Source organism: Sinosporangium siamense (assembly GCF_016863435.1).
GTDB classification, from domain to species: Bacteria; Actinomycetota; Actinomycetes; order Streptosporangiales; family Streptosporangiaceae; genus Sinosporangium; species Sinosporangium siamense.
Genome location: NZ_BOOW01000030.1, coordinates 267,214 through 286,913 on the forward strand (window position 1 = coordinate 267,214; position 19,700 = coordinate 286,913).

12 protein-coding genes are annotated in these 19,700 nt (G+C 64.3%); 8 read left to right on the top strand and 4 right to left on the bottom strand.

Annotated elements, in window-relative coordinates; all coding sequences use genetic code 11:
* The first annotated feature begins 94 nt into the window (after positions 1–94).
* The 3 genes from Ssi02_RS23960 (at position 95) to Ssi02_RS23970 (ending at position 5,191) form a co-directional block, all read left to right on the top strand.
* Positions 95–1,897 (top strand): asparagine synthetase B family protein, encoded by a 1,803-nt coding sequence (locus Ssi02_RS23960; RefSeq protein WP_204029378.1) that lies wholly within the window; start codon positions 95–97, stop codon positions 1,895–1,897.
* A 311-nt stretch (positions 1,898–2,208) separates the two neighbouring features.
* Entirely contained in the window at positions 2,209–3,444 is a 1,236-nt protein-coding gene (locus Ssi02_RS23965) for a WD40 repeat domain-containing protein (protein ID WP_204029380.1), read from the top strand.
* Between the two features lie 229 nt (positions 3,445–3,673).
* A complete protein-coding gene (locus tag Ssi02_RS23970; RefSeq protein WP_204029382.1) occupies positions 3,674–5,191 on the top strand; it encodes a CARDB domain-containing protein in 1,518 nt (505 codons plus the stop codon).
* 33 nt (positions 5,192–5,224) lie between these two features.
* On the opposite strand, the gene Ssi02_RS23975 is transcribed toward Ssi02_RS23970, so the two are convergent.
* Entirely contained in the window at positions 5,225–6,226 is a 1,002-nt protein-coding gene (locus Ssi02_RS23975; RefSeq protein ID WP_204029384.1) for a hypothetical protein, read from the bottom strand.
* 254 nt (positions 6,227–6,480) lie between these two features.
* On the opposite strand from Ssi02_RS23975, the gene Ssi02_RS23980 reads away from it, so the two are divergent.
* The 4 genes from Ssi02_RS23980 to Ssi02_RS23995 all read left to right on the top strand — a co-directional run bounded on the left by Ssi02_RS23980 (position 6,481) and on the right by Ssi02_RS23995 (position 11,921).
* Positions 6,481–7,239 carry a CpXC domain-containing protein gene (locus tag Ssi02_RS23980; RefSeq protein WP_204029403.1) on the top strand — a complete coding sequence of 253 codons (759 nt, stop codon included), beginning with the start codon at positions 6,481–6,483 and terminating at the stop codon, positions 7,237–7,239.
* Positions 7,240–7,406: 167 nt separating this feature from the next.
* Positions 7,407–10,517 carry a CHAT domain-containing protein gene (locus Ssi02_RS23985; protein ID WP_204029415.1) on the top strand — a complete coding sequence of 1,037 codons (3,111 nt, stop codon included), beginning with the start codon at positions 7,407–7,409 and terminating at the stop codon, positions 10,515–10,517.
* A gap of 197 nt (positions 10,518–10,714) precedes the next feature.
* Positions 10,715–11,038 carry a hypothetical protein gene (locus Ssi02_RS23990; RefSeq protein WP_204029417.1) on the top strand — a complete coding sequence of 108 codons (324 nt, stop codon included), beginning with the start codon at positions 10,715–10,717 and terminating at the stop codon, positions 11,036–11,038.
* Positions 11,031–11,921 carry a hypothetical protein gene (locus tag Ssi02_RS23995; RefSeq protein ID WP_204029419.1) on the top strand — a complete coding sequence of 297 codons (891 nt, stop codon included), beginning with the start codon at positions 11,031–11,033 and terminating at the stop codon, positions 11,919–11,921. The genes Ssi02_RS23990 and Ssi02_RS23995 overlap by 8 nt, the downstream gene beginning before the upstream one ends.
* Before the next feature lie 172 nt (positions 11,922–12,093).
* Here Ssi02_RS23995 and Ssi02_RS24000 read toward each other — a convergent pair whose 3' ends face one another.
* The 3 genes from Ssi02_RS24000 to Ssi02_RS24010 all read right to left on the bottom strand — a co-directional run bounded on the left by Ssi02_RS24000 (position 12,094) and on the right by Ssi02_RS24010 (position 15,821).
* Complete coding sequence (locus tag Ssi02_RS24000) at positions 12,094–12,663, bottom strand: hypothetical protein (protein ID WP_204029421.1); 570 nt, start codon at positions 12,661–12,663, stop codon at positions 12,094–12,096.
* Between the two features lie 922 nt (positions 12,664–13,585).
* Positions 13,586–14,953 carry an ApeA N-terminal domain 1-containing protein gene (locus tag Ssi02_RS24005; RefSeq protein WP_204029423.1) on the bottom strand — a complete coding sequence of 456 codons (1,368 nt, stop codon included), beginning with the start codon at positions 14,951–14,953 and terminating at the stop codon, positions 13,586–13,588.
* Positions 14,954–15,236: 283 nt separating this feature from the next.
* A complete protein-coding gene (locus tag Ssi02_RS24010; protein WP_239129495.1) occupies positions 15,237–15,821 on the bottom strand; it encodes an HAD family hydrolase in 585 nt (194 codons plus the stop codon).
* Positions 15,822–16,001: 180 nt separating this feature from the next.
* Here Ssi02_RS24010 and Ssi02_RS24015 point away from each other — a divergent pair, with 180 nt between their 5' ends.
* The gene (locus tag Ssi02_RS24015) at positions 16,002–19,304 is read left to right on the top strand and encodes a type ISP restriction/modification enzyme (protein ID WP_204029431.1); all 3,303 of its coding nucleotides are present in this window, start codon (positions 16,002–16,004) and stop codon (positions 19,302–19,304) included.
* Positions 19,305–19,700: the final 396 nt, after the last annotated feature.

The following is a 19,700-nucleotide window of genomic DNA, read 5'->3' on the forward strand; positions in this document are numbered from 1 at the left end:
CCCGGAAACCCTCTAGGATCGGTGCCGGTAGACGACCGTAGCGGCCTGGCTCAAAAATCCGGCCGAGGTCCCGTCGGCTCTCGGGGGCACCATCGTGCGCGTGTTTCTCAGTGTGGTGGCGAAGCGGCAGGACAGCGATATCACCGGCTACCTGAAGACGGCCCGCACGACCATCGACAATGTTCTCCCCGTGCCACGCGACACCATCGACTCAGCCGAATGGTCAGGAAAACACGCCGCCATCCTCGCGTGGTCCAACGAGGGGCAGGACGGCGAGAGACCACCCCTCCTCGCCGCAACGGAACACAGCGCCCTAGGCGTCAGCGGCACGATCGCCCGGCCAAACGACGTCCAGCGACTCGCCCGGACCGACTTACTGGGAGCCGAGGCCTGCGGCCTCGCAGGTTGCTTCTCCGCCATTCGCACAGCCGACTGGGAAGTGCAGGCGGCGACCTCCAGCACGCGAGCCCTGTCGGTCTTCCACGCCGAAACCGACGATGTTCACGTGGTGGGAACCCGCGCCCTACACGTGCACCTGGTCGCGGGCCGCGGCGAAATCACGTGGAACAACACAGCTCTGCAGACGATGATCCGCCAAGGCTATTTTCTCTCCGACGAGACCCCCTACGCGGGAGTCACCGCACTTGGCCCATCCTCATCCATCGTCATCCGCGGCGGTCGCCGGACCATAGAATCCACCCCCCTCCCCGAAGCCCACCCCGCCCCCGCATCCCCCAGGGCCAGACGAGCCGCGATCACACGCCTGGCCGACGCCCTCGTAGCCGCCGTCGAACCCCTGCGCGCGAACCCCACCCCGGTGAACCTCGCCCTCACCGGCGGCCGGGACAGCCGCCTGATGGCCGCCCTCCTCCACGCCGCCAAAGTGCCGTTCCGCGCCACAACCAACGGCCTCGACTCCCACCCCGACGTCATCCTCGCCCGCCAGATCACCGCCCTCCTCCGCATCGACCACAACGTGATCCCTCCCGTTCAAACGGAACGGAGGGACGCCGTGCTCATCCCCCACCCGAGCACCCGCACCTTCGAAGTCCTGCGCACCTGCGAGGGCATGACCTCGGCCTACGAAAGCATCGTGGAATATCTGCCCTACAGCGCCAGACCCACGATGTCCGGCCAGAGCGGCGAGATCCTCCGAGGCGGCTTCCTTTACAGCCAAGGCCAGACAACCGACAAAGCCATGCGCCGCCGCGTGAACGACTTCTTCCTCAAGAACGAGTCCCTGTTCACCGAGGAAGCCAACGAACACGCCCGCGAGCTCGCCACCCCCTGGCTTCGCAGAGCCGAGAAGAACCCCTGGGAGGTGCTAGACCACCTCTACGTCACCTACCGCGTGGGCCGCTGGCACGCCGCCGCAAGAGCAGGATCGCTACGCCGGGGCGACCCGTTCCAACCGTTCCTCGACAACCGCGTCGTCGTCGAAGCCCTTTCCCTGGACCAGCGGTGGCGCCACTCCGAGGAAGTCGTCTACGAACTGATCCGCCGCTTCGCCCCCGGCCTCCACAAGATCGAGGTCGAAGGCAAACCGTGGCGCTTCCTCGCCAACCAACCCCCACCCCGAAGATGGCCCTGGTCCCGCCCTGCAATCCCTTCTCAGAAACCGACCCCCACCAAAAAACCCGGCAACAACTGGAACTGGCGCACAAGCCCAGGACCCAACCTGTCCACGATCCTCCGCGATTTCGTCCTCGAACGCACCGACGCCCTATCGCCCATCGTCCGCGCAGAAGAACTCAAAGCGGTTTTCGAAGCACCATCGGTAAGCCAACCCGCCCTCGCATGGAACCTGTACACGGTCGCCGCCATGCTGACAGGCGCCTTCCCCGGAGAAGCCCCATCCAGCCTGGAGCCGGTTCGCGTGGAGATCCCAAGGCCGTAGACGCGCACCGGCCGGACTCTCCCCGCAGGAGGTGTCGACACGGAGGGCGCTGTTGCCCGATCGCCCAAACGCGAGGCGTTTTCCAGGGGTCCATTTTATGATCTACAGCATCAAATCCAGGTTGTCCGACGCAGCCACGCCGACGACAACATGGGAGAACAGACTTCGCTAGCCATGGAGCTCTGATTTCCGAACACTCACCACCCTCTTGGGTGCCCCTACCCTTCGGGGCACAGATCGTGCCAGCTCTGGGCGGCCCCGGTGCCTCCGTCGGTGCAGTGGCCTGCGGACTCCTAAATGGACGTCCAATCGTGATCACCGACGGCCGCGACGGCGTGGCACGCCTCTGGGATCTCGCCTCCCACCGGCAGATCGGTCCGCCCTTGGAGGAGGAGAAGACATTCTCCTTCGGCGTCGCCCAATCGGTGGCGTACGGAACGCTGAACAATCGCCCTATCGCCGTCAAAGGGGCGGGGGACTTGGCGATATGGGAGCTGACCGGACACGAGCACGCCCAGAAACCTGGCAAACCACGTCACATCCGCTACGGTTCCCCGGGGTCGGTCTACACGGTGGCATGTGCCGTACTCAACGGCCGCTCGGTCGCGGTCACCGGTGCCTACGACAGCAGCGTGCGCATGTGGGACCTGGCAACTGGGACACAGATCGGCAAGCAGTTGTCAGGCCACGGCAGCGTGGTCAGGTCGGTCGCAGCCGGAATGCTGGCCGGCCGAGCGATCGCCGTCAGCAGCAGCGAGGATCACACCATCCGGGTGTGGGACCTAGCCGACGGCACGCAGATCGGCCCGCCCTTAACCGGCCACACCGGACATGTGTGGGCCGTGGACATGGGGCTGCTCAATGGTCGCCCCATCGCCGTCAGCGGCGGCGACGACCACACGGTGCGCGTATGGGACCTGGCTAACGGCAGACAGATCGGAGCACCACTGATCGGCCATACCAACAAAGTCCGGGCGATTGCCTACGGTGCACCCGACGGCCAACCCATCGCCGTCAGCGGCGGCGACCACACGGTGCGCGTATGGGATCTAAGAACTCGCCGCCAAATCGGCCACCCCATGCGCGACAGCCGCGGTCTCTCCATCGGCTCGATCGCCTACATCCTGCACGGCGGCCGACCCCGTGTAGTGGCAGCGGACATCGAAGGTAGGGCACGCATATGGAACCTCGATGCCCACCGCGCAATGGGAACAACCACACCACCGGCCCGCATCGCCCCTGAACTGCCCGACAGATGGACCGATCCCCGCACCGGCGATGTCTATGACCTCACGCAACCCATTATCGACGACGACGATCGCGAATACGTATATGTCGACTGGGATGGCTTCGAGCCACTCGTCAGCCAGCACGACGCGGATCTGCCCCTCAGCATCTCCTATATGCACGCATATTGGGGTCTCACAAGCATCATCACGTCAGCATCGGGCCAGAAAGCTCGCAGGAATTTCCACGGTGACGACGAAGAATATTTCGAGGCGACGACTGGAATGAGTGGGACGACTGAGTCGACCGATAATTCCTAGCACTGTCGCCGAGCACCGGAAATTCCCGACAGGTGCGCCTTGTCTCCCACAGTTGAAGTCTTCACTAACCAAGGTTCCGCATAAAGCAAGATCCCGCCAATTGTCGGCAGGGCGGATCGTGCCGGCGCCTTCTAAATGATCTCGTTCGGGTGAGTCTCCGTGCCACCGACACCGCACCAGCGGTGCCGGCCCCACGGAGCCGGTTTTCGCCCACGAGAGGAACATCACCATGAGGCGCATCCTCCGGATGTGTTACCTGGTCACCGCCCTGACAGCAGTGGCCCTCCCGCTCTCCCCGTCCAACGTGGCGCTGGCGGACAACAAGCCAACGAGGGCGCAAGCCGCACCAAATCCAGCCACCTGCCCAAACCGGGTAGCGCTGATCAACGGCGGTTTCGAGACCCCCGTAGTCGTCGGCGGACCGTGGGCCTCGTTCCCCGACGCCTCCCGGACCGCCCCGAGCAAGGTGCCAGGCTGGCGGACGACGTCCACCGATCACCTGATCGAACTCTGGAGCCGCCGCATGGGCGTCCCACCCAACGAAGGCGACCAGTTCGCCGAGTTGAACGCCACCCAGGTCGCCACCCTTTATCAGGACCACGCCACCACACCAGGCCAGAAACTGTACTGGCGCCTGTCCCACCGCGGCCGCTCCGGCACCGACACGATGGCCCTCGACATCGGCGCCCCAGGCAACCCGGTCCAGCAGACCACTGTGTCCGACGGCACCACAAGGTGGGGCACCTACGCAGGCACCTACACCGTCCCAGCCGGTCAAACCACAACCCGCTTCGCCTTCCGCTCCATCTCCGCAGCCGGCGGGAACGCCGCCATCGGCAACTTCCTCGACGACGTCTTCTTCGGCACCGCCCCCTGCGTCATCCTCACCAAGAGCGCAAGCCCGCAAAGTACGGTAAACGTCGGCGACGTCATCACCTACCGCCTGACCGCCGTCAACCACGGCGGCGACACCGCGGAAAACCTCCAGCTGACCGACTCCATCCCAGCGGGCACCACCTTCGTCCCCGGCTCACTCCAAATCGTCAACGGCCCAAACAACGGCGCCAAAACCGACCAGACCGGCGATGACCAAGCCCACTTCGACCCGGCCACCGGAAAAATCACCTTCGCCCTAGGCGCCGGAGCCACCGCGACAACCGGAGGCCGCCTACTCCACAGCGGCACCCTCCCCGAGGGCACCACCGTGCAATTCCAGGTCAAAGTCAACCGAGCAGCCGCAGGCCGCCAGGTCACCAACAAGGGCACCGTCACCTACGAAAACCGCCTCGGCACCGAGCCTGAGCCCCTGACCTCAACCAGCGACGACACAACCACAGAGGTCAACCCCGCCGTAGACCTCGACGTGGTCAAGTCCGCAGAACAAACCCGAGTCACCGTCGGAGGCACCGTCACCTACCACGTGGCCGTCCGCAACGCCGGCCCCAACGACGCAACCGGCGTAGTGGTCGAAGACGCCCTCCCCACCGGCCTCACCCTGGTGAAAGCCACCCCCTCAGCAGGCACCTACACCGGTGACACCTGGACAGTAGGCAACCTCGCCGCCGGAGCAACAGCAACCTTGACCATCAAGGCCAAGGCCACCAGGGTCGCCGAAACCACGAACACAGCAACCGCCGACAGCAACGAACTAGACCTCGACCCGTCCAACAACACCGACAACACCAAGGTCTGCATAGACCCCGCCCCCGCCTGCCCGTACTGCACTCCGACGAGAACCCAAAAGTAACGAGCCACGATCAGTCGTCCTGCCGTGACCCGCTCACGGCAGGACGATCACACGAGCCGACGGCAGCCATTCGGACGCCGCCGGCACGAGCCGCCGATCATCGTTGAAGGCCATGTACTTCCATACGTCCGAGGCCAGTGGCACCACGGCTTCCGCGTCGCAAGACCACACCTCACCGGTCTGCGGATGCCGCGGCACCAGGGCGATGTCCGCGATCTCGGCAGACAGGCCAGGCCCGGCCAGGACGAGGTGGCGTTCCGGTGGCCCCGGACGGAGCAGACTGTCGATCGCCCGGCGAAACGCCTCTGCGACCGACCCTTCGGGGACGGACACCCGCTTACCACCCGAGACTGCCAGCAGGTGCGCCGATGCCACCGCGACTGCGGCCTCCCAAAGGGGGCTCCAGAAGCCACACGGGTCAACCGATGGCGTGCTCGGCAGTTCTGCCCAGTCGACCACCCGCTGGACATGGCCGTCGACAGCGACCGGACGCACGGCTTCCGGCTCCAGCCACACCACCTGCCAGAACCCGCAATCATCGACACGAGTCGCCACCGGACAGCCGCACCTCGCGCACGCGAGATTGGGGCCGTACTGGCCGTCCAAGCCACAACAGCGGCCGCCTAACCGCTCCGGAATGAAGACGGTTCCGCGGACATCGCCCGGCGCGATCCCGATCCTGTTCAGGGGACCCGAAATGCAGTATGTCAGCAGCCGGACGCCGTCCTCTTCCGGCTTGGGCTCCAATGGTTTCCAAGGCCGGCCGTCTCCCTGGTCCACCACGTACGTTCCCGGCTCCAGAAGACCGGAGAGCAGACCATGGCCGTACTTCTGGCCAGAGTGGTCAGGAAGCACCACCCGCGCCACCCGCGCGGTTATCACGGCGCCACACCCGGCACAGGCGAAAACAACCAAACAGCCCCCCTCATCGAAAACGGCGCGATCATGCTCGCACAATGGCCTGCGTTGTGGGAAAACCCCGACCATGCCGAAGTGCGTGGCCGTGTGACGGTCCATCCGTACCAGCGGGAACAAGTCCCGGCACACCCTGGCACTCCCACAGCGCTGAGTGGAAGCACTCAAAGCACAGGGGCTCAACAAGAAGCGGACAGGAAAGCAGCGGCAAGCCCCCGCACTGTGTCTACAGGCGACAGCGGATCCCCGCAGTTTACGGATGCCCGAAAGTTCGCGCTGTTCCAATCCTTGCCCGCGCGATGCCCTCAAAAAGGTGCACTATCGGTATTGGGGACTTCGACCGGCTTTCGGCTTGATGATCTTGGGATTCTCTCATGTCACAGAAGAGCTTCGCCAGGCTGAGGAGATTGTCGTGCGAACGATGCGGGACGCACAGCACACATGAAGTATGGGAGGTGGTCGACGCCGTCGATCGCCCTGATCTCGTCAAGCGGATAATCACGGGCCGGATAAGACTGGTGAACTGCCCCGGATGTGGGACTGACGCCTCCGTGTCCGCCCTTCTCATGGTGCTGCGGCCACAGCGGTGGCCCCGACCGATGGTCATTCCGGTCCACAGGATTCCGGTTGTCATGGGACAGGAAGCGTACTCGCTGTTGCTGGCCGGCTTGCAGGCGCTCTTCAACCACTATGGCCTTCGGGACGCGGGCGTTCCGTTCGATCCGGACAATCTCCTCATCGTGCCCCTAAAACTGCTTCCTCTCGCCTTTGACCGAGACATCGGCGCCGACCTGGAGGCGGAATCCCGGAACGGCCTGAGGCCGTTGACGCCTCTCGAACACCACTATGCGGAATGGCTCGGAGAACTAAACACACAGGCCTGGAGGACTCATGCGATCGCGCTCCTCTCCGCTCTCTTTGAATGCGAGAGCACCGATGCTCTCCGAAGGCTGATCGAAGAGAATTCGCAGCTTCTCGAAGAGCGTATGGATGATTTGGTCTCCTCGGTGATGGAGGTGCTGCGCGAGGAGAGGCCCGAGTTGCTTCCCCTCGTGGCCAACCGGAGGTTGCTGCTTCGGCAAGTCCGCAGATACGGGATCGAGCGTGTCTTCAGGACGGAGGCTGAGCGGTGAGCGGGCCCGAGCGAGAGCTCAGTGCCTCTTCGGGGGCGGCTCTGCTGGCGATCGCGGGGATCCACAAGCTAGAGCGAGACGAGTTGTGTGAGCTCATCGAACAGGCCTTACTCGAGATGCCCCCGGAGGAGCAGGACCTAGGTCTCGAATGTTCGCATGGAGAGATCGTGAGCCTCAGAGACGTGTTCGCGATAGCGCTGGCGGAGCAGCTCCTGAAGGGCCGGAGGCCGTTCAATGTACGGGAGGCGCTACACCTCTATGGCGAGCTGGGAGGCCTGCGTGAGACCGCGCCCCTGAACTGGGCGGAGGTCCAGCACAACATCGGCATGGCCTACAGGTTGCTGGCGCGGCCCGGGTCCGTCGAAGATCTCGTTCCGGCCAAGGAGGCGCTGGAACGGGCTCTGACGGTTCGCACACCGCAGGCGGACCCGGAAGGCTGGGCGGTCACCGTCGTCTCCTTGGCCGAGTTCTCACTTGAGGCTCCCGCACATGACACGCGGCGTGTTGGTGAGGGCGTGCGGCTGCTCAAAAAGGCTCTCCGCGAGGCGCCGCCGGGGCTGCCCGCCCAGTACCTCGCCCGCTTCCGGTCGGCGCTCGGTTTAGCCTTGCTGCGAGGCGCGGACGGATCTACCGGACAGGACCTGAACCGGGCGATTGACCTGCTGCGGTCGGTCGCATCGACCCCAGCCATGGAGGAAGATCCGGATCTGAGGCGCACAGTGTGGATCAATCTGGGCACAGCTCTGTCGAAGCGGGCGGAACAGCTAGGGGATCCGGCCGACTGGGACTCGGCGATTACGGTCCTGCGCATGGTCTCCGCTGAGATCTCGGCAGATCTGGAGCCGCGGTACTGGGTCGCCGCGAACGGCAATCTCGGGATCGCGTTGCTCCACCGTGTCGGCGCCGACCACGACGCAGATCTGGCTGAGGCGATCGAGGTCTTCCGGGCGGTGTCCGCGCTCTCCGCACGGTCGCGGCTACAAGAGGAGTTCGCCGCATCGCAGAACAACCTGGGCAACGCCCTCCGAGCACGTTTGGCCGGGGATCGGGACGAGGACCTCTCGGAGGCAGCCGAAGCATACCGGTCGGCTCTAAAGATCTGGACGGAGCCGACCCATCCCGTCGAATGGGCGCTCACAAACGCGCGGCTCGCGGATACGCGTTCCGCCCAGGGTGCCTATGCAGAAGCGGTCGAGCTCTTCTCCGGTTCCCTGCGGGTCCTGGATCGCGAGCGGCATCCGTTTGACTGGGCGGGCGTCGCCAACCGCCAGGCTGCGGCCGAGGAGCACCTCGAACGGGGGGACGGCCACGGGCTGCGGACCGCGATCGCGCTCTACGAAAAGGCCGTCCGAACGCTCGGACCGGGTCGATTCACCCATCTGAGCGCGTCGATCCAGAGCAACCTTGGCGACGCTCACCTGCGGATGGCGCAGTTGACCGGCTCGCCTGTCCACGCCGTCAGGGCTGTCGAGTCGTTTCGGGAGGCCCTGCGGCTCTGCCCAGTGGAGGAAGCGCCGCTCGAATGGGCGCAGAGCGCCACCGGGCTGGGACTCTGCCTGGCCGAGCACGGCAGGAGCACCGAGGCCGTCCAGTGGATGCGGAAGGCCCTTCAGGTCCTTGAGACGGGGGGACTCACCTCACACGTCCTCCATACAGCGGAAGCCCTCGGCCACGTTCTCTCGAGGTTTCACCGCTGGAATGAGGCGCGCACCGCCTTCCACACAGCGCTGGTGGCTGCGGAGCGGCGGCTCGCCACCGCGATCCTCAGGAAGTCCAAGGAGAAGGTCCTATCGGATCTGGGCCGTCTCAGCATCATCGCCGCTTACATCACCGTTAAAGCCGGATATCCAGCCGAAGCTGTAGACCTGCTGGAGGCGGGACGCGCACGGCTGCTCGCCGACGCACTAGAGCGCGAGGATCCGGTTTGGGCGGAGACGACCCCCCAGTCTGAGGCCTACCGGGCGGCAACGCTACGACTCGCGGAAGCGGAGGCTGCGTCCGCGAGGCTCCTGCGAGGGGCGCCCCCAGGCGAGGAGAGATTCCTTCGCCGGGCGGAGCAGTCAGTCCGGGCCGAGCTCAGAGAGGCTTCCGCAGCCTTCGAAGCGGCAAGGGCGGCTACGGCGGATACCTCATCCAAAACTCCGCGTCAGCGGCGGAACGAGATCGTGATCTACCTTCTCGCATCGTACATCGAAAGCATCGGGCTGGTGGAGACACCGGACGGCGCCGTCACCGTGATCAGATCCGAGATCCCCACGCTCGCCGAGCTGGAAAAAGCGGTGAGAGGAGCCGACGGCCACCCCGGCATCACCGAGGCACGCGGCGAGGCGCTGGAAGCCCTCCTGCGCGGGATGGGAGGCATCGCCGAGCGGATCAGCCGGACGCTGACCGCGCTGGGAGCATCTTCGGTCACCCTGGTCCCCTGCGGGCCGTTCGCCGCGCTGCCGATCCATGCCTTCTCCTTCGCCGCCTCAGACGGCGAACGATGCCTGCTCGACGACTTTGACGTCGGATACGCCCCCTCGACGACCGTCCTGGACGCGGCGTACCGCGCAGGGGAACGCGCGGTACGCCCGTTCGCGGTGGGCATCGCCGACGAGCACAGCGGTCTGCGCCATACGGGACAGGAAGTCGCCGAACTGCTATCCCGCATGCCCGGACAGGTCATGCCGGAAGGCATCGAGGTGCCGGAAGTACTGGCGCTCATCGCGGACGCCACCCATATCCACTTCGCCTGTCACGGGAGATCGATTGCGGACCGGCCGGTCGACTCCTTCCTAGCGCTTGACAACAGGGTCCGGCTCACCGTGCTGGACCTCCTCACCGCGGGCCCAGGAACGTCGTCGAGCACACGTCTGACCGCGGGTCCGCTCATCGTGGCCTCGGCCTGCGAGACGGCCGTGGCCGACACCCATCACACGCCGGAGGAGTTCGTAGGACTGGCCGCGGGCTTCCTGGCCGCCGGAGCCCGCGGATTCATCGGCACACAGTGGCCGTCGGGCGATCTGACTTCGGCCCTGCTCATGACCTACTTCTACGAGCAGCTCCTGCCCGGCGCCGACGGGTCGCCCGTTCCGGCCAGGACGGCACTGTGCCGCGCCCAACGCTGGCTCAGATCACTCACAGGCGCGGAGCTGGCCGCCTACGCCGCCGCACGGCCCCGCCTGGCCGCCAACTTAGGAGAGTCCTTGGAGCTCGCCCGTGGATACCCAGAGCACCGGTTCTTCGCCAAGGCTCAAGCCTGGGCTCCCTTCGTCTACATCGGAGCGCCGCTGTGAACCGCCACGAGCTCGTGGGTGAGCGGGCGCTCCAGCCGGTGGAGCTCGTCCGAGAGACGGAAGACCGCCCTTTGAGAGGGTCATGGATCGTCGTAGTGGCGGAAGACGGCCGTCCGATCGGTGCGGTGCCGCCTGGGCCCGGCGCCCCTGCGGGCGGTTTCGTTGTCGTCGATGCTGCTATGCCCATCGAGGTGCTGATGAGATCGGCCGCAGTCAAGGGTCTCGACCCGAGATCACCGGTGATCGTCATCGCCGACCGGCAGGTGATCGGAGTCTGGGCGGGACCAGATCTGGCGGCGGCCATCCTCGACGGCGGACGCCGCCTGCTGTCCGATCTCCTCCTCCCCGGCGAGATCGCCATTCCGGAGATCAGCAGGATCTGCCAATACACCGAGGATGACCACGCGTGCGGGCAGGTCACGACTTTCCACGTCAAACCCTTTCAGATGCCCCAATGCACGAACAGTCGCGCCCTGGCGGACCATACCTTCGAGTGGTCACGGGTGGTGGCAGGTGCTTGACAAGACGGCAGGACTACTCGACCGAAGGTTCGTCCTCGCCCTCTTCCTGCCGTCCTTGATTTTCCTCGGGGCCGTCCTCGCTCTGGTGGCCACAGCCGTCGGCCAACACGACTTCCTTCTCTGGTGGAACCGGCTGACGGGCGCGCAGCAGGCCCTTGTGGCCACCGGAGCGACCGCTTTCGTGGTCTTCTTCGCCACCTGCCTCGGCTCCCAGGTCTCCACGCTGATCCGCCTCTGGGAGGGCTACTGGCGCGGCGCGCTTTTGGCACCCGCCGCCAGCCGCCTGTCGAGGAGGCAGGGCAGGCGGCGAGACCGTCTCTCCTATGCCCGTCAATACCGCGAATTCCCGGCCGACCCCTCGCTGGTACTCCCAACCCGACTTGGCAACGCACTCCGCGCCGCTGAGACCTATTCCGGCGACCCCGAACGCTACGGCGCGGACGCAGTCTTCCTCTGGCCACGCCTCTATCTGGTGATCCCCGAGTCCACCAGGAAACGGGTCGACGAATCGAGGGACACCATGGACCAGCAGATCGTGCTCGCGAGCCTTTCGGTGCTGTTCTGCGCCGCGGACCTTGCCGTAGCAGCCCTCCTGCCGGCCGCACTCTGGGCCTCCGCGCTTCTGTGCGGCCTCCTACTGACCACACTGGCTTACCGCGCCGCCGTGGGAGCGGCACTGGCGTTCGGAGAGATCGTACGCAGCTGCTTCGACCTCTACCGCCGCGATCTGATGCAACACCTGGGCTTGGAACCCCCGGCGACCCTGGAAGCCGAACGAGCCCTCTGGGAGGCCCTTCAGCAGCAGCTCTACCGCCGAGGCTCCACCCACCCGGACCTCCTCCGTTTCGCCCCGCTTCCGCCGCCGAACTCCCCGTGCGAATGACCCCCCACCACGCTGAAGCTCACCGCCTCCACATCGGGCACCGACCTTTATGGGCTATCGCCGTACATCCGCGATCAAGGGCAGCGTTCTCAACCGCTGCTCGATGTGAGAGGCCACGAAGGAGGGAAGAGTCGGTTCCCTCTCACCTGCGGCCACGTGTCGGCCATGGCTGTCACGGTGTCCTTGACCAGGCCGACCACCCGGACGGGATCCAGCCTGGTTTGACGATCCAATCGCCTCCCTGCCCGGACATGGGCAGGGCCAGCCCTTTCCCCTCCCAGCACATGGAGAATTTGGCCTGAACTCCAGCCAAGGAGAACCGCACCGTACCGGCGCCCTCGGCGAGGCTTCGCAGGTCCTGCTCCGGCACCACAGCGCCGCCGGACTCCATGACGACACGGACGTTCGGGGCGTCGAGGGGTTCACCGTGCCCCTCGGCAGAGAGACGTCTGGGAAAACGGGACAGGAGACCGAGGAAGTTGAGTTTGCCGTGAACGTTGCCGAGTCGAGTCTGGTATAGATCCGGCCGCCATGGAGAGAGCGGCGCACGCGGCAGGAGCCTGATGAGGTTCTGTGCGCTGCTGAGAGGGTCGGTGTGGATGGCTGCCATGTCATGTCGCAGCGCTGCGGCGCTGAACTCGCGGCGCGGCGCCGCAGCGGCGCCTCGCCAGATCCAGCGGCGGAAAAGCTCTGCCGGTCTGCCGGCGAGAGAGCCGAACCGCACGACAAATCGCACCAGCACAGGGATGCACTGAAGGGGGGCACCGGCTTGATATGAGGGATCTCTGCCACATCGCGGAAAAAGCCGACGACGTGGCTGAGCACCCTCTCAGTTTGCGTGATCGCGACCCGGCGATCGTTTCCGATCCGACTGTAAAACTCTCGACCGGCTATCACATCGCCGGAGGCGGTCAAGCTTTGTACGAGAACCCATTCGGGCAGTCTTCCGAAACCGAATGCTTGAGCATTGGCGCTCAAAGTGTCTAGGTCATCGCGACCCGGAACCTCATTGATGGACTCCAGCACGGCGAGCAGCTCCGCCGAGGTCGACCGCCGATGGGTCCTGTCTATACGCTGAACGATGCTGCGCGGGACATGGATGTCCTCGCCGGGACAATGTAAGTGGGAATCCAGTGGTCACGCAGGGCGCTTACGGCTTGATCAGTCCGGGCGACCTTTTCCGCGCTCAAGTGCGGCCGTGCACGGATCCATGCGCGCACTTGAGTGGGCTGAAGGGCAATCGCCAAGGGGAATGTTCGTCTCCCGGCCTCTGCAGACGCGCTGGAAGGCGGGCAAGCGTAGGCGCCTCCTGCGTGCGAGGTCCACCAACTCGCCCGGCGTGATGCTGACGGCCCGTGGCCGGGTCACTGCACTCACTCCGGTCCCCCTTGCCCCTAGGACACCTGCAGCCAGATGCGCCGAGGCCCCCGCGGTGGTCGCGGGGGCCTCGGCGATGCTGGGAGCCGCCTAAGGGAATCGAACCCTTGACCCCTTCATTACGAGGGAAGGGCGGATGCCTCGTCAACGACGTCTTGGCCTGTTCAGACGGTAGATGCGATCCGGTGATGTGTGATCATGTAAGGCGGTGTTGCTGTATGCCGCTGCTGTACACCACCTTCGTGGACGTGACCACAGCAGGCTCCCGCAGTGATAAATGCGGCACCTCACAAAGCAGCTCGAATCTTCGTTCCGAGCCATTCCAGTTCGGGATGTTTCTCGATCCGATCGAAGACTTCTTCCGGCGCCTTGGCATCTCGCAGCATGCATAGAATAAAGAGCCAGTATAGCGAATTAGACAGGAAGAGCTGTACCGATGGAGTCTGCTTCATCCGCGTGCCTAGGTGGTGAGCGATGTCGTTGCGATCCTTTCTGATCGCCTCCGCCCACACCTCCACGTCTCCGACGAGTTTGGCGAAAAGATTTCCCGCCAAGTCGACACATCGCATAAGCCGGGGTTTGAGATCGCTCCGCGCGTGTCCGAATTTTGTGCGATCGAAAGCTTCTAGGGCAGCCGCACAGTTGAGCAGACGGTCAGAGACAAACATACTCTTCGCGTACTTGCTGGCCATCACTCTCCCGAGTGCTCCTCGATACTGGCTGGCACTCTCTAGCCATCGGCCAACACCATCAATTCCACCAAAATCGGTGTAGGTGAAGAACATTTCGTGGTGAGACAGCTTGCCAGGATTTTTGCTCTTGTCCTTGGAGTTCCAGGAAACAAAGAACTCGATTGGCTCCCTGTGCTGACGGTTCCCGCTCTTCCAAACCACGTCGGGATGCCAGAACCGCATACCGTCGAACTCCGCCGTACGGCCTGTTGCAATGGAAATTAGATCCTGCAGGTCACTGGCGCGTTCCATGAGCGCCGGGATAGGACGGAGTGACGACGCATCCAGACGGAAGAAAAATTTTTGTGAAAGTCCCCGCGTAGCGATCCGATCGCCGTCAATAGCGACCGAGTGCTTTAGCCGCAACGTGTCACCTTCCGGCAGGGAAACGACAGCATCATCCAGAACCCGAGCCTCTAGTTTGATACTCGGAATGTCCGGCGGAAGGTCATCAGTCGGGAACGCTTGCGTCTCCTTGATCCCACTGTCGCAGATCCAGTGGGTGAGGTAGCGCAACTCTACCGATACACCATCAGCGGTCAGCTCTTCGTCTTTCTCGAAATATGCACCCTGGAAGATCTGGTTAACATGGATAGTTTCCGTGCCGCTTTGACCGAGGAGATGTCGGGTCATTCGGGAGCGAAAGCAATCTTCCAGCGTGTATTGCTTACCATCCGCTAGCCCGTGAATACGCGGATAGGTTCCGCTTCTCTCGATCGTGTCCTCAGAGAAGGTAACTACTGTCGTACCATCCGGATTCTGCGATTTGTCCCCTTCCTCCATCATTGATCGGAAAGTTCCGATCAATCGGAGCTCCGCACCAGAGTCCAAATCGAAGCGCAGCCTTCCAGCCACTTTCCGGTCTTCCTGCCCAGGCAGCCACCATTCACCCTCAGCATCGAAGGCGCGGGGGGAGTTACTCACAGGTCATCCTTTCTCGGAGAGTGATCGGCTGGCTGGGACGTTAGCGCACTGAACATCATGATCGAGTACGGCTCGCGTCCGCCAATGGCGTCCGACACGACATCACGGGCTTTCAAAACCAGCTGGCCGGTATAGCGCTCACCATACTTGACCTCGTTCTTACTGCGGGACCATTTGGGCAGAATTTGCAGATTCTCCTAGTCCACGGGCATCCAATATCACCCGATTAGTTACTAATATCCAGCTTTAGCAAGATCAACATTCGCGCCCTTGACCGATTAAGCTACCCACCCCTCACTTGGAGGATCTCCATCGCTTGGAGCACGTCAGCGGCAACATGATCCGCCTTGTATTTGTGCTCCGGCCACGTCCCTCGGTCGATCCAGACCGTACGTAGACCGGCCGCCTGACCCCCTTCAATATCGGCAATCGGATGGTCGCCCACCATCCATCCCCCAACTGCAAGGGGCATGCCGCACCGTCGAGCGGCGATCTCGAATAGGCCGACCTCGGGCTTGCGGATGCCTTCGAGCCCTGAGAGCGCGTAGGCGTCGACGGCTTCGGCCAGCCCCGTCCGCTGGATCTTTCCGAGCTGGTTGTCCGCCGTCCCATTGGTGACGATGCCCACCTTCCACCCGGACGCACGAAGACGCGCCAGCCCTTCCAACACCTCGGGCCTGCAGCGAACGAGGTACGGCATGCGTCGGCGGTAGCGGCTCCACAGCTCTTCAATCGACTCCGAGAGAGCGAAGTGGTCCCGCACCTTGCCGAAGAAGGTCTCACGGTGCGGATAGCCGGCTCGGTTCAGGTCGAGTAGCCAACTGATCGCCTCGTTGCCAAGAGCGTGCTCCCCGGTTATCAAGGTCAAAAAGTGCGAGTCGCTGCATAACGGTGCATCCTACGTGGTCGCCATCTCGGGCAAGAAGAAGATCCACAGTTTCCTCTGATCCCTTCTCAAAGAATCTTGGACCGTGTGAAACTGACATATCGGATCAGGGGCGCCCTACCAACCGATCCGGTTCGACAACTCCGCAGCGAACGGACGTATATGGCCTCGACGACTCCCCCCAAGCCGCTGCTCGAAAAGGCCGTAGAGGCGGTGGCGCGTTTCGGCAAGTCCGCCGCCGTGAAGCTGAATGGCGGCGGCCAGCCCGAGGATCAGCTCCGCTCCCCGCTGGAAAAGCTCTTCGAAGATATGGCCGAAGGACTCGGCGTCTCCGTGACGATGATCGGTGAGACCTCGTTGGCCACTCTGGGGGTACGGCCTGACTACGCCGTCGAGGTGGCCGGTGCGCGGGTGGGCTACATCGAGCTCAAAGCCCCTGGCCGCGGTGTGCCGTCGACCTGGACACCCAACAAGCACGAAAAGCGCCAGTGGGAGAAGCTGCAACTGCTGCCCAACGTCCTCTACACCGACGGAGCGCTGTGGGCGCTGTACCGCAATGGGGAGTTGGTCGGGCAAGTCGCTCGGATGAACGGCGACGTCCGCAAGGCGGCCGGCAAGCTCACTCCCTTGGATAGCGAGTTCGCCCGCGTCATCTCCGACTTCCTGTTATGGAAGCCTGACCCTCCCCGCAGCATCCGCCAGCTCGTACGCGCAGTGGCCGGCCTGTGCAAGCTGCTGCGCACGGAGGTCATCGAAAGCATCGAGCGCGAGGAGCGCGGTGAAGAGGAACGCAAGAGCTTCACCGAGTTGAGCGAAGATTGGCGCAAGCTGCTGTTTCCTGGCCTGACACCCGATGAGTTCGCCGACGCCTACGCCCAGACGGTCACCTTCGCTCTGCTGCTCGCCCGGGTAGACGGCATCTCCTTCGAGGGCCGCACCCTCGGCCAGATTGCCGGCCAGCTCGGTAAGACCCATTCACTCATGGGCAAGGCGCTGGCCGTACTGACCCATGACGCGGTCGAAGGCCGCAGCGTTGTCGCAGAGACGCTCCGGCGGGTCGTCGGCGCGGTGGAATGGGACAAGATCAGCGACGGCTCGGCGGACTCCTATCTCCACCTCTATGAGCGTTTCCTGGACATCTACGACGCCGACCTTCGCCGAGAGAGCGGGTCGTACTACACCCCGAACGAGGTGGTCTTGTTCATGGTCCGCTTCGTTGATGACATCCTGCGAACCAAGTTCGGACGGGAAGGCGGCTTCGCCAATGACGACGTGATGGTCGTCGACCCCGCGATGGGAACGGGGACTTACCTACTCAACATCGTCAGCAACGTCGCCCGGACCGTGGAGGAGGAAGAGGGTAAGGGTGCTGTCCCAGGACAGCTCAAGAAGCTGTTCGGTCGCCTCATCGGGATGGAACGGCAGACCGGGCCGTACGCGGTGGCCGAACTTCGGTTGAACCAGGCGCTCAAGTCCGAGCACGGCGCGGAGATCGCCGAGAAGGACCAGAAGCTCTACGTCGCCGACACCCTGTCGAACCCCTTCGAGGACTCCGAGCTCTCCGGCGTGGTGTACCGGGAAATCGCCAAATCCCGGGAAGAGGCCAACCGGATCAAGCGTGACACTCCGGTTCAGGTGGTCATCGGCAACCCGCCCTACCGCGAGCGTGCCAAGGGCTTCGGTGGCTGGATCGAGCAGGGGGCGGAGAACTCCGGCCACGACGTTCCGCTGAAAGCCTTCAAAGCGGCAGGGCTCGGGAAGTACGAATACGTCCTGTCGAACCTGTATGTGTACTTCTGGCGGTGGGCAACGTGGAAGGTCTTCGACGCCCACCCCGAACAGCCCGCGGGCGTCGTCGCCTTCATCACCACCTCGGGATACACGACCGGCCCCGGCTTCGCCGGCATGCGGGAGTACCTGCGCCGAACCGCTGACGAGGGCTGGATCATCGACCTGTCGCCGGAAGGTCATCAGCCCGACGTCCCCACTCGGGTCTTTCCCGGCGTTCAGCAACCACTCTGCATCGGGGTCTTCGTGCGGTACGGCGAAGGCAACCGGACGACCCCCGCGCTGGTCCACCACGTCAGCCTGTCAGGCCACCGGTCCAAGAAGTTCGCGGCCTTGGAGCAACTGCGCCTCGACAGCTCGGAGTGGGTCAACTGCGCGACCGGCTGGACGGACCGGCTTCAACCACCCGGCGGGGACGACTGGCTCAGTTACCCGGCGCTCGGCGACTTGATGCCCTGGCAGGCACCGGGCATCAAGCCCAACCGGACATGGGTCTACGCCCCATCCCCTGAGGTGCTCCGTACACGATGGAACCGGCTGATCAAAGCCCCGCTCAGCGACAAAGCGATCTTGTTCAAAGAGAGCGACGCCCGGAAGATCGACACCATGTTGGTCCAGCCGGTCACCGGGTTCGCCGAACACAGCGGAAAGATCAAGGACGAGACGAAGCCTTGCCCAGAGCCGATCAGGGTGGGGTACCGGTCCTTCGACCGGCAGTGGGTGATCCCGGACGCGCGTGTCCACCACCGGCCTAGCCCGGACCTCTGGAAAGTGGCCAGTGAATTCCAGGTCTTCGCCACAGAGCAGCATGCCCACCCCATCGAAAGTGGCCCCGGCCTCGTGTTCACGGCGTACGTGCCTGACATGCACCACACCAATGGCCGGGGCGGGCGGGTACTTCCGCTGTACCGAGACCGAGCCGCTGGTGCGGTCAACTTCGCGCCCGGCCTGGTTCGTACTCTCGCTCAACGCCTCGGCCTGCCGGTCTCTGCTCCCGATGTGTTGGCCTACATCGCTGTGGTGACCGCGCACGGCGGCTATACCGCCCGCTTCACCGAGGAACTCCGTACCCCCGGCGTACGCATCCCGCTCACCGCCGACCCGGAACTGTGGGCGCACGCCGTACGGCTCGGCCGACGAGTTCTGTGGCTGCACACCTACGGTGAACGCTTCGCCGACGCCTCCGAGGGCCGCCCTGCTGGGCCTCCGCGTCCTCTGACCGGCTGGGCCAAATCTCAAAGAGTCATCCCAGGCGATGCCGACTCCATGCCGAACGAGATCACCTATGATCCGGACACTCTGACCCTGCACGTCGGCGCCGGAGAGATATCCCCGGTGCGCCCAGAGGTGTGGGCATACGAGGTCTCTGGCATGAAGATCGTCAAGAAGTGGTTCGGTTACCGGAAGCAGAAGCCGGCGGGCCGCAAATCGTCACCGCTCGACGACATCCACACCGAGGAATGGCCGGCTGAGTTCACCACCGAATTGCTCCGGCTCCTTCACGTACTCACCCTCTGCGTAGAACTGGAGCCCGAACAGGCCGACCTACTGGAGCGGATTTGTGCCGGTCCGCTCGTCACCGTGGCCGACCTGGAACAGGGGAACGTGTTCCCTGTCCCCGCCGCTGCCCGTAAGCCTCCGGCCGCTGAGTCCCCCGACACCCCGACCTTGTTGTAAGCGACGACTTCGAGCGGGCTCGGGTGTCTCGGCGGCATGCCGGGCCTGCTGTGACTTGCCGGGGCGCTCGCGCGGATCTCCTGCCCTGCGTGGCTTCTGGCGGTGGCTCGCCTCGTCATTCGATGGCAAGTGGACCCGTACCGCAAGGCCGCCAGGCCTGAGGAACGGAAGCCACGCGGCAGCCCTACGGACAGATCATTCAAGACTTCCGGAAGCTCTCTCACTCTGTGGCTGCCGCTTGGCGACCCTCAGCGCGTGGGCGGCGGCGGCCGCGACCGGCCGAAGAGCCGCAGCGCGGCCGACGACCATCCACGCGCGGCGGGCCGCGAAGCGGATCGCCTTTAAAGCCGTGGAGAAAGTCCTCATCCGGGGCTGCTGCCCTGTGTCTGTCCTACC